We start from the raw sequence: 14,709 nt of genomic DNA on the forward strand, positions 1-14,709 counted from the left end.
CGGTTGCGGCGCCCCGGTCGCGCGGCCAGGGCGCGCGTCTGCCGAGCGGGACGCCGCTCACGAGTGACAGGCCATGATCGATCGGGCATACTCACAGCGCACAGCCGCTGGTCAGCGGCTTCCGTGACCCGGAGGCCCCGTCCGGCCAGGCCCGGAACGACCCGGCGGAGCCGCCCACCCGCGGCGCCCTTCCGCCGAGCCCCGACAGGGAGGAGAGCGTCGCATGCCCGACCGCGCCCCGCAGCCGGTGGACCGGCAACTGCCCACGGAGGAGGCACGGGACCTCATCTCGCTCGTCCGAGACATCGCCGAGCGAGAGATCGCCCCGAGCGCGGCCGAGGAGGAGGAAGCGGGTCTCTTCCCGCGCCGGGTCTTCACCCTGCTCTCCGAGGCGGGCCTGTTGGGCCTGCCCTACGACTCCGCCCACGGCGGCGGCGAGCAGCCGTACGAGGTGTACCTCCAGGTGCTCGAGGAGCTGTCCGCCGCGCGACTGACCGTGGGCCTCGGGGTCAGTGTGCACACCCTGGCCTCCTACGCGCTCGCCACCCACGGCACGAAGGAGCAGCGGGCCGAGCACCTCCCGACGATGCTCGGCGGGGGCACCCTCGGCGGGTACTGCCTCTCCGAGCCCGCCTCCGGCTCCGACGCGGCCTCCCTGCGCACCAGGGCCGTGAGGGAGGGGGAGGACTGGCTGATCACCGGCACCAAGGCGTGGATCACCCACGGTGGTGTCGCCGACTTCTACACCGTGATGGCACGTACCGGCGACGACGGCCCCCGGGGGATCACCGCCTTCCTGGTGCCCGGTGACGCGCCCGGACTGAACGCCGCCGCGCCCGAGAAGAAGATGGGGATGAAGGGGTCACCCACGGCCCAGGTCCACCTCGACGGCGTCCGTGTCCCGGACTCCCGGCGCCTCGGTGAGGAGGGCGGCGGGTTCGCCATCGCACTGTCCGCGCTGGACTCGGGGCGTCTCGGCATCGCGGCCTGTGCGATCGGCGTGGCGCAGGCCGCACTCGACGAGGCGCTCGCCTATGCCGGTGACCGCCGGCAGTTCGGTCGGCGGATCGTCGACTTCCAGGGCCTGCGCTTCATGCTCGCGGACATGGCCACCCGGATCGAGGCCGGTCGCGCGCTGTACCTCGCGGCGGCCCGGCTGCGGGACACGGGCCGACCGTTCGCCAAACAGGCCGCCATGGCCAAGCTTTACTGCACCGACGCGGCGATGCGGGTCACCACCGACGCCGTGCAGGTCCTCGGTGGCTACGGCTACACCTCGGACTTCCCGGCCGAGCGCTACATGCGGGAGGCGAAGGTCCTGCAGATCGTCGAAGGGACCAACCAGATCCAGCGGATGGTCATCGCCCGACACCTCGCGGGCCCCGAGGAGCGCTGACACCGGGGTGCCCGCACCGGAGGCCGGCGTCCCCGACGCGGACGGGCGCGGGCACCCCCGTCCGTGTCGGGGAGCATCGGCGGCGGGTGCCCGCTCAGGCCGCGCGGCCACCCAGCAGCGGTCGGCGCATCGGGCGTGATCCGGGGCCGCCCACGTGCGAGAAGGGCTGGGTGCGCCAGTCCAACCCCTGCGGAAGTGTCAACACCCGGGCCGTCTCGCCCTCCCGGGGTGCGTACGACTCGTCCGCCGGGCGGGCCTCGGCGGCGTCGCGGCCGGTCCCGGCGCACACCGTGAGGCCGAACGGGTTCCAAGGGGAGGCACAGAGCGCGTGCTCCGGCAGTGTCTCCTCGTCGGCGAGCAGGGCGATGGGCTGCCGGCAGTCCGGGCACACCACGCGGTACGTCTCGAAGGTGTCGTGGAGGTCGTGGTCTCCCTCGACGGGCGCTTCGAGTTCGCGATCCACCGGCTCGGGCTCGGCGGTCGGTCGCCGGTGCTTGAGCGCGGGGCGACCGGGGCGTTGAAGGCTGTGCATGGATTCTCCCCCTAGAGCTGGGCCGTGACGGCACTGCGGCCTCGACCACAGCAAGCACTTCCCGTCCGCCCTCGGCGGTAATCACGAGAACATCACGGAGACCGCGCACGTCTTGTGATGTTCGTCACGTATCGGTGTCCGGTCGCGTGCGGGAACGTCGGAATCCCACCGCGCGCACGCGGCGCACACACGCGCAGGGTAGGTTCTTGGGCCATGGAGGAGCTGGACCGGCGGATCGTGCGGTTGCTCGTCGAGGACGGGCGGATGAGCTACACCGACCTGGGGAAGGCCACGGGGCTGTCCACCTCGGCGGCGCACCAGCGGGTGCGCCGTCTGGAGCAACGGGGGGTCATCCGAGGCTACGCGGCCGTCGTCGATCCGGACGCCGTCGGCCTGCCGATGACTGCCTTCATCTCCGTGAAGCCCTTCGATCCCAGCGCGCCGGACGACATCGCGGAACGGCTGGCCGGAATGCCGGAGATCGAAGCCTGCCACAGCGTGGCCGGCGAGGAGAACTACATCCTGAAGGTGCGCGTCGCCAGCCCCCACGAACTGGAGGAACTGCTCGCCCGGGTCCGTTCGCTGGCCGGAGCGTCCACGCGGACGACCGTGGTTCTCTCGACGCCCTACGAGGCCCGACCGCCGCGTTTTTGACCCCGGCCCCGGCTCTCGCCGCACCGCCTCCGCGGCCGGGCGGCGAGAGCCGCCCACCCCCGTACGAGACCCGCCCCGGCAGGGGCGAGACTGGTGCCATGAACGATCCCACCACCGCGAACGACACCGTCCTGCTGCGCCGCGGCGAGATCCACAGTCCCGCCGATCCCTTCGCGACGGCCATGGTCGTCGAACGGGGTCGGGTGGCCTGGGTGGGCTCGGAGGGCGCGGCCGACGGATTCGCGGACGGTGTGGACGACGTGATCGATCTGGCCGGGGCGCTCGTCACCCCGGCCTTCACCGACGCCCACGTCCACACCACGGCCACCGGCCTGGCCCTGACCGGGCTGGACCTCTCCTCGGCGGTCTCGCGTGAGGACGCGTTGGCGCGCGTGCGCGCGTACGCCCTCGCCCACCCGGACGACCGGGTGCTGCTGGGCCACGGCTGGGACGACGCCCGGTGGCCGGACGGACGTCCGCCGTCCCGCTCCGAGCTCGACGAGGCCGCCGGGGGCCGCCCGCTGTACCTCGGCCGCGTCGACGCGCACTCCGCGGTCGTCACCACGGCGCTGCTCGACCTGGCACCGCGAGCGACTCGGCGGACCGATGGTCCGCTGACGGCCGACGAGCACCACGCGGTGCGCTCGGCGGCGCTCGGCGCGATCTCGGCGCGCGGGCGGACGGCCGCTCAGCGCGCCGCGCTCGACCACGCGGCCTCCCTGGGCATCGGAACGGTCCACGAGTGCGCGGGGCCGGAGATCTCCTCCGAGGACGACCTCACCGGGCTTCTGGCGCTGGCCGCCGAGCGACCGGGCCCCCGGGTCGTCGGCTACTGGGCGGAGCGGGACGTCGACCGCGCGCGGGAGCTCGGCGCCGCCGGCGCCGCCGGCGATCTGTTCGTCGACGGCGCGCTGGGCTCGCGCACGGCCTGCCTGAGCCGGCCCTACGCCGACGCCGACCACGGCGGAATCGCCTACTTGGACGCGGGCGAGGTCGCCTCGCACGTCGTGGCCTGTACCGAGGCCGGCCTGCGGGCCGGGTTCCACGCCATCGGAGACGCCGCCCTCACTCGCGTCGCCCAAGGGCTGCGGGCCGCCGCCGACCGGCTCGGCGCCGCCCGGGTCCGCGCGGCGCGGCACCGGGTGGAGCACGTCGAGATGATCGGGGAGGGAGCCATCGCGACCTTCGCCGACCTGGGCGTCACCGCCTCCGTCCAGCCCGCCTTCGACAGCCGTTGGGGAGGGACCGAGGGCATGTACGCCCGTCGCCTCGGAAGCGACCGGGCCCGCACCCTCAACCCCTTCGCGGCCTTGCTGAGGGCGGGTGTCCCGCTCGCTCTGGGTTCGGACAGCCCGGTCACCCCCCTGGACCCGTGGGGCGCGGTGCGCGCCGCGGCGTTCCACCGCACGCCGGAACACCGCGTGTCGGTGCGTGCGGCCTTCACCGCCCACACCCGCGGCGGCAGCCGCGCCGAGGGCAGGGACGAGGCGGGGGTGCTGGTCCCCGGTGCCCCGGCCGACTACGCCGTCTGGCGCACCGGAGACCTGGTCGTCCAGGCCCCCGACGACCGGGTGGCCCGCTGGTCGACCGACCCTCGCTCCGGCACGCCCGGTCTGCCCGACCTGACCCCCGGACGGGACCTTCCGACCTGCCTGCGCACCGTGGTCGGCGGTCGCACGATCTTCGTACGGCCGGGCGAGTGATCGACGCGTCCGACGGGGCGACGATCCCCCGGCCCCGCTGTGTCGCTCGCCACGAACCAGCCAGGCCCTGACCAGGCAGGCGCCACTCGATCCGCAGGTCGAGTGGCGGTTGACAGGCGGGCGTCGGAGGCCGGTAGGTTCGGCCGGGTCCACCACCGGACGTCCGGCCGGGGAACGGGCGCGCGCCGTCGCGGCGCGGCTGGGTCACGGGCGGCGCGCGTGTCGCGGGTCGTCCATCGGGAGCCAGGTCCAGCGCTCGCCGCGACGGGGGGACGCCGCGACGGTCGGGAGGTGTGACCCGGTGGGGCCCGGGCGCTCAGTAGACAACGGTCCCGGTCGATCCGCAGCCGGCGGGTCCCGGGGTCGGCCCGAAGGGCGCCGGGCCCCCACCCGCACTGTCCGTTCGCGGGTCGCTCGTGTCGGTACGCGGCGCCGTGGAGACGGCGGACGCTCGGGGCGAGAGCCCGTCCGACGACACCGCCGTGCGGACGTCCCGTCAGGTCGGCTCGGCGGCGGGCCATTATGGTGGTCCCCTGCGCATTGCCCTATCCCGTGCCCCGCTCCGCGGGAGCTTCGATTCCTCCCCGGCCCGCGGGCCGGAGCATCCTCGTAAGGAGACAAGGTGAACGACGGTGACGGGGAGCGCGAGAGGCCGGACCACGGGAGAAGGTTCGGACCGCTCGGCACGGTTCTGGTGATCATCCCGACGTACGACGAGGCGGACAACATCGCGGCCGTGGTGAGGCGGGTACGCGAGGCCGTTCCCGACGCGCACGTGCTCGTGGCCGACGACAACAGCCCCGACGGTACGGGCGCGATCGCCGACGATCTCGCCGCCGCCGACGGCCGGGTCCACGTGCTGCACCGCCAGGGCAAGGAAGGGCTCGGCGCCGCCTACCTCGCCGGCTTCCGATGGGGGCTGGAGCGCGACTACGGCGTCCTGGTCGAGATGGACGCCGACGGTTCGCACCAGCCGGAGGAACTCCCCCGGCTGCTCACCGCGCTGAAGGGCGCTGACCTGGTCCTCGGTTCGCGCTGGGTGCCCGGGGGGCGGGTGGTGAACTGGCCCCGTTCCCGCGAGGCCATCTCCCGGGGAGGAAGCCTCTACTCCAGGCTGGCACTGGACCTGCCGCTGCGGGACGTCACCGGTGGCTACCGCGCCTTCCGACGGGAGACCCTCGACGGCCTGGGGCTGGGCGATGTCGCCTCCCAGGGCTACTGCTTCCAGGTCGACCTGGCCCGCCGGGCGGTCAAGGCCGGCTACCACGTCGTCGAGGTGCCTATCACCTTCGTCGAGCGGGAGTTCGGGGATTCCAAGATGAGTCGGGACATCCTGGTGGAGGCACTCTGGCGGGTGACCGCCTGGGGGGCGGGGGAGTGGTTCGGCAAGGTGCGCGACCGTGATCGCTCCGGGCGGGAGACGTCCGGGGGAGAGAACGCCGTCGAGCGTCGCGCGCCGTCGCCGTACCGTTCCGGCCGGCCCTGACCGCCCGGCCGTCCGGGCCGGGGCGAGACCAGGCACAATGGGAGCATGACGACAGGCACCCGGCCCCTCGGGAACTCGGCCGCCCGACCTCGGCGCTCCCGGTTGCGTGCGCTGCTCCCCCTGACGGTGGCCGCGTGGCTGGTGGTGGAGATCTGGCTGCTGACGGTGATCGCGTCCGCGAGCAGCGGGTGGGTCGTGCTGCTGATCCTTCTGGCGGGTCTCTTCCTCGGTTCGGTGGTCGTGAAGCGTGCGGGGCGCCGCGCCTTCCGCGCGCTGTCGGAGAGCCTGCGCAAGCGTGAGTCCGGCCAGGAGCTCCCGGGGCGAGCGGAGAGCGAGGGCAACGGACTGACCGTGCTCGGCGGTCTCTTGTTGATCATGCCGGGGGTGTTGTCGGACGGCCTTGGCCTGCTGCTCCTGGTGCCGCCCGTCCAGCGGTGGGTGGTCCGTCTCGCCCGGCGCGCGGTGGAGCGGGGGCTGAGCCGGGCCCGGCCCGGCACGCTGGGGGACGCCGTGCGGCAGGCGCGGATGCACCGGCCCGACGGCAAGGTCGTCCCGGGAGAGGTCGTCCGGGATCCCGGACCGGACCACGCCCCGGACGACGGGCGCCCGCCGCTCGCACGCTGAACGGTCGCTCGGCTTCCCACGAGATCGCGACCCTCGAAGGCGCGCCGGGGTGAGCGAGGCCGGACACGCCGAAACCGCGTAGGTCGCACCCTGCGGTGTGACCTACGCGGTTCCCGACGCCCGGTACGGACCAGGCGGGCCGGAGCCGGGCGTGACGAGCGTGCGCTAGGCGGACTTGCGGCTGTCCCTCGGGTGTACCGCGATGTTCATCGCTCCCGAGCGCAGCACGGCCAGCCGCTCTTCCAGGACCTCTTCGAGCTCCTCGCGCGTGCGTCGCTCCATGAGCATGTCCCAGTGCGTGCGAGCGGGCTTGCCCTTCTTCTCCTCCGGACCGTCGCCGTCCACGAGGAGTGCCTGCGCACCGCAGACCTTGCACTCCCACTCCGGCGGGATCTCCGCCTCGACCGAGAAGGGCATCTCGAACCGGTGCCCCTTCTCGCATGCGTACTCCACGGCCTGGCGCGGGGCCAAGTCGATGCCGCGGTCCGTCTCGTAGCTGGTCACCACGAGGCGCGTGCCGCGAAGAGCTCGCTCACTCATGAATCGTGCCTCCCGGGCTTGTCGCCCACAGGACAGGTGTCGCTGTCGTCGTCATCCGGTCAACGTCCGGTCGGCGTTGAAGATTCCCGTCCCGAGTGCCGTTCCGGGTGTGTGTCGCCGTCGTAGCCGCAGCCCTTGTCAACCAGTGCAGTACCCACCGACGTCCGATTCGTCACATCCGCCGGTATATGTCACCCGGCATATCGGAACCTTCGGTGCGCAGGAACGGTCCGCCTGGCAGGCCGAACGCGTACACTACAGCGCTTTCGCGCCGAGTGCTAAATCCTTTCCGGCACCGGATTGCCCGCGTCGTGGATGGCGCGCCGCACCGGGACCCGCGCCAAGAGAGCGAACCCGAGCACGAAGAACGCCACCAGCGAGAGGATCGCGTCCCGGTAGCTTCCCGTGAGCTGGTAGGTCAGACCGAACAGCAGGGGCCCCAACCAGCTCATGCCCCGGTCGCTCAGTTCGTAGGCGGAGAAGTACTCGGCTTCCTTCCCGGGCGGGACGAGGTGGGAGAAGAGCGAGCGGGACAGCGCCTGGCTGCCGCCGAGCACCAACCCGATGCCGGCGGCGAGGACGAAGAACCACATCGGCGCCCCGGCCGGCAGGAAGTAGCCGGCGCCCAGGGTGAGCGTCCAGGCGACCAGCGACCCCAGGATCGTGCGCTTGGCGCCGTGTGTCCTCGCCAGCCTCCCCATAAGGAGGGCGCCCGCCACCGCCAGGACCTGTACCAGGAGAACGGCCGCGATCAGCGTGGACTGGCCGAGGCCGAGTTCCTCCGAGCCGTACACCGATGCCTGGGAGATCACCGTCTGGATCCCGTCGTTGTAGACCAGGTAGGCCAGGAGGAAGGCCAGCGTCAGGGGGTGTCGGCGCATGTCCCGCACGGTGGCGGCGAGCTGCCGCCAGCCGGGGAGCGCCGCTTCGCGGGCGGGGGCGCGCCGGTCCCGCAGCCGACGCAGAGGGATCAGCGCGAACGCCCCCCACCACAGTCCCGCGGAGGCCAGACAGACGCGGACCGCGGCGCTCTCGGACAGTCCGAACGACTCGTGGGCGCTGTAGAGGATCAGGTTGGCGACGAGCACGAGCGAGCCGGCGGCGTAGCCGAAGGCCCAGCCGCGCGAGGAGACCGTGTCGCGTTCCTCGGGATCGGCGATCTGCGGGAGGTAGGAGTTGTAGAGCATCATCGCCACGGACTGCGCGGCGTTCGCCACGATGAGCAGGAAGCCGCCCAGCAGATAGCGGTCGCCGTCCAGGAAGAACATCCCGCAGGTGGCGGCTGCCCCGGTGTACGCGGCGACGCCGAGCAGGCGCTTCTTGTGGCCCGACCGGTCGGCCGCCGCCCCCACCAGGGGCATCAGGAGCACCGCCACGATCACCGACAGGGATATCGCGTAGGCGAAGAAGGACCCGGCCCGTACCGGTATGCCGAGCGGGTGCACGAAGCCGTCGGCGTCCGCCGCCGCCCTGGCCACCGCCGTCAGATAGGGGCCGAGGAACACGGTGACCACGCTGGTCGAGTAAACCGAGCACGCCCAGTCGTACCAGTACCAGGCCCGCTGCTCGCGTCGTCGTTCGGCGGACCGGCCGCTCGCGTCCTGACGCACGGTGTCGATTCCCACCCGTGCCCTCGCTTCCGTGAACGCGCGACGTCCGGGCCCGGCCCCGGGTCAGCCCCAGACGCCGCGGTCCTCCATGACCTTGCGCAACGTGTCGATGTGATCGGTCATGATGCCATCCACTCCCAGGTCCAGGAGCCGGTGCATCCGCCGGGGATCGTTCACCGTCCACACGTGCACCTGGGTGCCGTGGGCGTGCGCGGCGCGCACGAAGCGTTCGTCCACCACCCGGAGACCGGACCTGCTCTCGGGGACCTGGGCCGCCACGGCCCGGCGGCGCGGGCCGGTGGGGATTCCCCACGAGCGCAGCCGCAGCCCGAACACGCCCCGCACGCCGTAGGAGGTGGCCAGCCTCGGCCCGGCCAGCCGCTGGGCCCGGGCCACCCGAGCCTCGGAGAACGCCCCCACGCAGATCCGGTCCCAGGCCTCCGCCCGTCCCACCAGGTCCAACAGGGGCGCGAGCGCGGCCTCGGTCTTGACGTCGACGTTCCACCGCACCTCGGGGAAGTCCCGGAGCAGCTCCTCGAAGAGCGGCACCGGCTCCACGCCGCCCACCCGGGCTCGTCGCACCTCTGCCCAGGGCAGCTCGGCGATCCTGCCGGTCCCGTCGGTCACCCGGTCCAGGGTCGAGTCGTGGAAGGCCACGACCCTGCCGTCCCGGGTCGTGTGCACGTCGGTCTCGATGTAGTGGTACCCGGCGTCGACCGCCCGCCTGAACTGCCGCGCGGTGTTCTCCATGCCGTCCGCGTCCCCGCCCCGGTGGGCGAACGCGAGGGGGGTGGGTCGATCCAGGAAGGGGTGCGGGGAAGGGGGGCTCACCCTCGGAGTATCGCCCGACGCGACCGCGCGGTGGCAACCCCCGGATCGGGTCCGGATGCGGCGGGCAGGGCGAAGACCCGCAGGAAGAGCTGCGCCAGCGGCCCGATGGACACCGCGTACAGCAGGGTCCCGGCACCGACCGTGCCGCCGAGGGCGAACCCGGAGGCCGTCACCGTCGCCTCGATGACCGTCCGCACCAGGCGCACCGAGTGTCCCGTCCGCACGTGGAGCCCCGTCATGAGCCCGTCGCGCGGTCCCGGGCCGAAGCGTGCCGCGATGTACAGCCCGGTGGCCGCGCCGTTCAGCACGATGCCACTCGCCATCAGCGGCACCCTGACGGCGAGCGATCCCGCCTCGGGGACGAGGGCCAGGGTCGCGTCCATGGTCGCCCCGATCACCAGGACGTTGGAGACCGTGCCGAGGCCCGGACGCTGGCGCAGAGGAATCCACGACAACAGCACGAACGCGCCGGCGACGGTGATGACCAGCCCCATCGACAGCCCGGTCAGGTCGGCGAGGCCCTCGTGCAGCACGTTCCAGGGCTCCAACCCGAGACCCGAGCGGACCAGCAGGGCCGAGCTCGACCCGTACAGCGCGAGCCCGCCGTACAGCTGGGCCAGTCGACGAGTCAGGTGGCCGTCGACGGGACGGTCGCGGCGGGGGCGGGACTCCTGGGACACGTGTGCCCTCCTGTGGTGCCAGTGGACTGATGCGTGACACTGTGTGGCGTGAAGGCACGCACCAGCCATGGCCAATCACGGGAAGGTGGACTGATCTTCATGCCTCAGTGGACCTCTGTTGTGGGGGCCGCGCAGGTGGCCCGTCTGCTCGGTTCGCAGCGGGAGCGCCCGGCAGGACCCGGCACACGCCGCCCGCCGGCCTACCGGTCGCTCGCCGACGGCATCAGACTGCTGGTGCTGGAGGGCAGGGTCCCCGTCGCGGCTCGCCTGCCCGCCGAGCGCGAACTGGCCCTCGCCCTGCGCGTGAGTCGCACCACGGTCGCCGCCGCGTACGAGGCGCTGCGCTCCGAGGGGTTCCTGGAGTCCCGTCGTGGCGCCGGCAGCTGGACGGCGGTGCCGGCCGGGAACCCCTTGCCCGCCCGCGGGCTCGAACCCCTGCCGCCCGAGGCGCTCGGCTCGATGATCGACCTCGGCTGCGCGGCGCTCCCGGCCCCGGAGCCGTGGCTGACGCGAGCCGTGCGGGGAGCGTTGGAGGAACTGCCGCCCTACGCCCATACCCACGGCGACTACCCGGCCGGTCTTCCCGCCCTGCGGGCCACGATCGCGGATCGTTACTCGGCCCGGGGCATTCCGACCATGCCCGAGCAGATCATGGTCACCACGGGGGCCATGGGGGCCATCGACGCGATCTGTCATCTGTTCGCCCCTCGGGGGGAACGCGTGGCCGTGGAGTCCCCGTCCTACGCCAACATCCTCCAGTTGATGCGCGAGGCGGGCGCGCGGCTCGTGCCGGTGGCGATGGGCGAGGGCCTGTCCGGATGGGACATGGACCGGTGGCGCCAGGTGCTGCGGGAGGCCGCGCCGCGCCTGGCCTACGTGGTGGCGGACTTCCACAACCCCACCGGAGCGCTGGCCGACGAGGACCGGCGACGCGCGCTGGTGGACGCCGCGCGGTCGGCGGGAACCGTACTGGTGGCCGACGAGACCATGAGCGAGTTGTGGCTCGACGAGGGGGCCCGCCTGCCCCGGCCGGTCTGCGCCTTCGACCCGGCGGGGTCCACGGTCGTCACGGTGGGATCCGCCAGCAAGGCGTTCTGGGCCGGGATGCGGATCGGATGGGTGCGGGCCGCCCCGGACGTGATCCGCAGTCTGGTCGCCGCACGGGCCTACGCCGACCTGGGCACGCCCGTGGTGGAGCAACTCGGCGTCGACTGGCTGTTCCGCACGGGCGGCTGGGAGCGCGCGGTGGCCCTGCGACGAGCGCAGGCCAGGGAGAACCGGGACGCGCTGGTCGCGGCGGTGCGACGGGAGCTGCCCAGCTGGGAGTTCGAGGTGCCGGACGGCGGGCTGACCCTCTGGGTCCGCGGCGGTGGGCTCTCCGGCTCCCGCCTCGCCGAGGCGGGAGAACGCGTGGGGGTGCGCGTCCCCTCGGGGCCGAGGTTCGGCGTCGACGGCGCCTTCGAGGGGTACCTTCGGCTGCCGTTCACCGTGTCCGGCGCCGTGGCCGAGGAGGCCGCGGTGCGTCTCGCGGCGGCGGCGCGCCTGGTGGAGAGGGGCGGCGCCGGCGGAGCGGAGGCCCCGCGCCCCTTCGTCGCCTGAGCGCGGCACGCCCGCCCGAGCGCCGGCCGGGTTCCGCGTTCCCGGGGAGGGCGCGGTTCGGTCGCGCCGCCTGGTGAGGCGGGGCTAGTGCTTGCTCAGGGCACCCGAGGGTTCGGGCTCCGGGCGCGCGTGCCCGCCCTCGGCAGGCGGGGCGGTCGGTCCTCCGGCGCGGGTGTCCTCGCCGCGCTCGGGCCGGTGGGATTCCCCGACGAGCGGCGCGAAGGTCGGCGAGGCCGGGCCGAGGACCGCCGTCGCCTCCGTGTCCGCCTCGCCGGAGCGACGCTCGTCGCCGGTGGACGTCTCGGGGAAGGGCGGCAGCAGGGCCAGGACCGCCTGACGTTCGGCGTCGCCCGTCGCCTCGTCGTACGGGTCGGGAGTGGCCGGCACCTGGAGTCGCAGCACCGCTTGTGTGCCCAGGCGCGCGTAGCCGCGTCCCGGCGGGACGTCGTCGACCAAGGTGGTGCCGGGCGGGACCCCGAGCACGGCGGCGAGCTGGTCAGCGGTGGCGGGGCCGAGCACCACACGGGCGTGGGTGTGCCGCCACACCGCGTCCTCGATGGTGTCGACGCAGTCCAACTGGTCGGCCACGACGACCGTGACCCGGGCGGCCCTGCCGTGCCGCAGTGCCGCCTGCAGGAACGACTGGGGGTCGCGGCGCCCTTCCGCGGCGGCGAGGTGGGAGAACGTGCCAGGTCGATCCAGCAGCACCCACAGGGGCCGCCCGGTGTCCTCGGGCGGCCGGCGACCTTCCTGGCGGGCCCGGTCGAGGGAGAGCAGGCGACGTTCCGTCTCCTGGGCCGCCCACCGCAGGACCGTGAGCGCCCCCGACAGTCCGCACTCGACGGCCAGCACCCCTTCGCGTCCTCGTAGACAGGCGTACTCGCCGGTGCCGCCCCCGTCGACGACGATCAGGTCGCCTCCGTCGCGCAGAGCCTGAAGCGCGATCAAGCGAAGCAGAGTCGAGGTGCCCGAGCCCGGGCGTCCCAGGGCCAGCAGGTGCGGCTCGGTGGAGCGCGCGCCGGTGCGCCAGACCACCGGCGGAACGTCTCGCCGGGCGTCGCCCCGGCCCAGGGGCAGGGTGCGACGCACCCGTGTGGGGTCGGTGAAGCCCAGTACCGTCTCGCCCGGAGCGGTGACGAAGTGCTGCGCGGTGATGTCCGCTGGAAGCGGCGGCAGCACGGTCAGCGTGAGGTGGTTGGCCTCCTCGTCCCAGACGTAGTGGTACTCGCGCCCGCGCCCGGCCTTGGCCGTCAGCAGGTACTCGATCCTGAGCCGGGCCGCGGCCTCCCCGTCGGTGAAATACGCCGGGTAGCGGACGACCAGATGAGAGAAGCGGCCGGATTCGTCGAATTCGTACGCCGGGAACGCCTTGTGCCAGTCTCCCCCGTGGCGGTAGAGCGGATCCGGATCCTCCGGGAGGGCGAAGTACGGCACCAGCGCCTCGTAGAGGGCCGCCAGCCGCGCGCCTCGGGCGGTGTCGGGGCCCTCCGGGGAGGCAGGCCGCGCCGTGTCCCGTCCGCGACGGGCCGCCGCCGCCATCAGGCCGAGGCCCGCCAGGTGGGGACCGTACGGAGTCAGCGCCACGACCAGGATCACCGAGGCCACCAGGAACAGCAGCGGTCCGCGACGGTCCCTCGGCGTCTCCGTCCATTTGCGTCGGGCCGCGGCCGTCAGCAGGCGCAGCCCGCGGACGATCGTGACCAGCGGACGCAGGGCCTCGACGAGGCCGTCGACCGCCGTCCGGGCCGGCTCCCGGCTCCTGGCGAGTCGGGCCGCGCCGTCGCCGAGAACGCGGGGGAGGGGGCGCCGGGTCAATGCTGCCTCCTGGTGAGTCCGTACGGGTGAGGGAAGGCGGTCAGAACTTGATCCCGCCGAGGAGGCTCGCGAGGCTCTCGCCGCCCGCTCGGATGCTCGGCGCGATGGCGGTGCTGGCCAGGTAGAAGCCGAACAGCATCGCCACCAGGGCGTGCGAGGCCTTCAGGCCGTCCTTGCGGCAGAGGATGAAGAGCACGATGCCGAGCAGGACCACGCTTGAGATCGGGAGGATCATGTGAGTTCTCCTGAGTGCCGACGTTCACCATGGGTGCTTCTCGGCTCACAGAATGTGTCCATGTGATAAAAGGTGCAACTGGACCCGAAACGCCCCCTCGCGATCGGTCGAGGTCGCGACCGCCCGGCCCACGAGGCGTCGCGCGAGCCGGCGTGCTCCGCCCGGCCGCGGTCCGGACCCCGGCCGGGCGTTCCGGAGTCGCGAGAGCCAGTACGCTGGCGTTTCACTCGGACGGCCCCGCCCCCCGAGGTCCCCGCACCCCAGCCCCACGTTCCCAGTTCCCGCGAGAGGCGGTCCGGAGATGAGCGAAGCCCCCGACCCCGAGGTCGTCGAGCTGGCGACCAAGATCTTCGACCTGGCCAGGCGTGGGCGCGCCGACGCCCTGGTCGCGTACGTCGACGCCGGTGTCCCCGTCGGCCTCGCCAACGACCGCGGGGACTCCCTCCTCATGCTCGCCGCCTACCACGGCCACGCCGAGGCCGTGCGGGCGCTCCTGGCGCGTGGTGCCGAGCCCGACCGAGCCAACGACCGAGGTCAGACCCCCCTGGCCGGAGCCGTCTTCAAGGGCGAGGCCGAGGTTATCCGAGTGCTTCTCGCCGGCGGCGCCGACCCCGACGCCGGCACCCCCTCCGCCCTCGACACCGCTCGGATGTTCGGCCGGTCCGAACTCGTGGAGCTCTTCGAGCGGGGCTGAGCCCCGCCCTCCGCGACCGGGGAGGGCGGGTCGGCGCCGCGGCGGGGAAGGCGAGCGCGCCCCGGGGGGGGTGAATTTCGGTCGCGGCGGCCGGGACCGCCGGGTCATCATGGCGACGTGGTTCACGGACACGACGGCTGGGCAGGTGTTGCCGCACCACGTGGGCCGTGTCACGGCTCACGGGGGCCACCGACGAAAGGCAGAGGAAGATGGTCTTCTACAAGCAGCAGACGGCGGGCGCTCCGACGTGAACTCGCGCGGCCAGGAAGCTCCACCCCCCGGTTGCGTCGACGCTTGATGTGAGGCTGTT

Annotated in this window: 14 protein-coding genes; 7 read left to right on the top strand and 7 right to left on the bottom strand. The window is 73.2% G+C overall.

From position 1 onward, the window contains the following. Nucleotides 1-223 precede the first annotated feature (223 nt). Nucleotides 224-1,396 (top strand): acyl-CoA dehydrogenase family protein, encoded by a 1,173-nt coding sequence (locus JEK78_RS20425; RefSeq protein WP_200261625.1) that lies wholly within the window; start codon nt 224-226, stop codon nt 1,394-1,396. A 94-nt stretch (nt 1,397-1,490) separates the two neighbouring features. Here JEK78_RS20425 and JEK78_RS20430 read toward each other — a convergent pair whose 3' ends face one another. After that, entirely contained in the window at nt 1,491-1,928 is a 438-nt protein-coding gene (locus JEK78_RS20430; RefSeq protein ID WP_200261626.1) for a hypothetical protein, read from the bottom strand. Between the two features lie 213 nt (nt 1,929-2,141). On the opposite strand from JEK78_RS20430, the gene JEK78_RS20435 reads away from it, so the two are divergent. From JEK78_RS20435 to fxsA, 4 genes are all read left to right on the top strand, one after another. Continuing rightward, nucleotides 2,142-2,582, top strand: coding sequence for an Lrp/AsnC family transcriptional regulator (locus JEK78_RS20435; protein WP_200261627.1), 441 nt, complete (start codon nt 2,142-2,144; stop codon nt 2,580-2,582). A gap of 98 nt (nt 2,583-2,680) precedes the next feature. Continuing rightward, complete coding sequence (locus JEK78_RS20440) at nt 2,681-4,285, top strand: amidohydrolase (protein ID WP_200261628.1); 1,605 nt, start codon at nt 2,681-2,683, stop codon at nt 4,283-4,285. 622 nt (nt 4,286-4,907) lie between these two features. After that, the gene (locus JEK78_RS20445; RefSeq protein WP_200261629.1) at nt 4,908-5,771 is read left to right on the top strand and encodes a polyprenol monophosphomannose synthase; all 864 of its coding nucleotides are present in this window, start codon (nt 4,908-4,910) and stop codon (nt 5,769-5,771) included. A 45-nt stretch (nt 5,772-5,816) separates the two neighbouring features. Then, complete coding sequence (gene fxsA / locus JEK78_RS20450) at nt 5,817-6,395, top strand: FxsA family membrane protein (protein ID WP_200261630.1); 579 nt, start codon at nt 5,817-5,819, stop codon at nt 6,393-6,395. A 165-nt stretch (nt 6,396-6,560) separates the two neighbouring features. On the opposite strand, the gene JEK78_RS20455 is transcribed toward fxsA, so the two are convergent. The 4 genes from JEK78_RS20455 to JEK78_RS20470 all read right to left on the bottom strand — a co-directional run bounded on the left by JEK78_RS20455 (nt 6,561) and on the right by JEK78_RS20470 (nt 10,056). Further along, nucleotides 6,561-6,935: an RNA polymerase-binding protein RbpA gene (locus JEK78_RS20455; RefSeq protein WP_109379407.1), complete on the bottom strand. Its 375-nt coding sequence runs from the start codon at nt 6,933-6,935 to the stop codon at nt 6,561-6,563. A gap of 278 nt (nt 6,936-7,213) precedes the next feature. Continuing rightward, nucleotides 7,214-8,560, bottom strand: coding sequence for an MFS transporter (locus JEK78_RS20460; RefSeq protein WP_200261631.1), 1,347 nt, complete (start codon nt 8,558-8,560; stop codon nt 7,214-7,216). A gap of 48 nt (nt 8,561-8,608) precedes the next feature. Continuing rightward, on the bottom strand, nt 8,609-9,376 hold the full coding sequence (locus tag JEK78_RS20465) for a glycerophosphodiester phosphodiesterase (protein WP_200261632.1): 768 nt from the start codon (nt 9,374-9,376) through the stop codon (nt 8,609-8,611). Beyond that, nucleotides 9,373-10,056 carry a hypothetical protein gene (locus tag JEK78_RS20470; protein WP_200261633.1) on the bottom strand — a complete coding sequence of 228 codons (684 nt, stop codon included), beginning with the start codon at nt 10,054-10,056 and terminating at the stop codon, nt 9,373-9,375. The genes JEK78_RS20465 and JEK78_RS20470 overlap by 4 nt, the downstream gene beginning before the upstream one ends. 99 nt (nt 10,057-10,155) lie before the next feature. Here JEK78_RS20470 and JEK78_RS20475 point away from each other — a divergent pair, with 99 nt between their 5' ends. Further along, nucleotides 10,156-11,655 carry a PLP-dependent aminotransferase family protein gene (locus JEK78_RS20475; RefSeq protein ID WP_200261634.1) on the top strand — a complete coding sequence of 500 codons (1,500 nt, stop codon included), beginning with the start codon at nt 10,156-10,158 and terminating at the stop codon, nt 11,653-11,655. A gap of 84 nt (nt 11,656-11,739) precedes the next feature. On the opposite strand, the gene JEK78_RS20480 is transcribed toward JEK78_RS20475, so the two are convergent. Then, on the bottom strand, nt 11,740-13,470 hold the full coding sequence (locus JEK78_RS20480) for an ABC transporter ATP-binding protein (RefSeq protein WP_242483153.1): 1,731 nt from the start codon (nt 13,468-13,470) through the stop codon (nt 11,740-11,742). A 40-nt stretch (nt 13,471-13,510) separates the two neighbouring features. Continuing rightward, entirely contained in the window at nt 13,511-13,705 is a 195-nt protein-coding gene (locus tag JEK78_RS20485; RefSeq protein WP_200261635.1) for a hypothetical protein, read from the bottom strand. Nucleotides 13,706-14,006: 301 nt separating this feature from the next. On the opposite strand from JEK78_RS20485, the gene JEK78_RS20490 reads away from it, so the two are divergent. Further along, complete coding sequence (locus JEK78_RS20490; protein ID WP_200261636.1) at nt 14,007-14,399, top strand: ankyrin repeat domain-containing protein; 393 nt, start codon at nt 14,007-14,009, stop codon at nt 14,397-14,399. Nucleotides 14,400-14,709 lie beyond the last annotated feature (310 nt).

It is taken from the genome of Streptomyces sp. HSG2 (assembly GCF_016598575.1).
Lineage (GTDB): Bacteria > Actinomycetota > Actinomycetes > Streptomycetales > Streptomycetaceae > Streptomyces.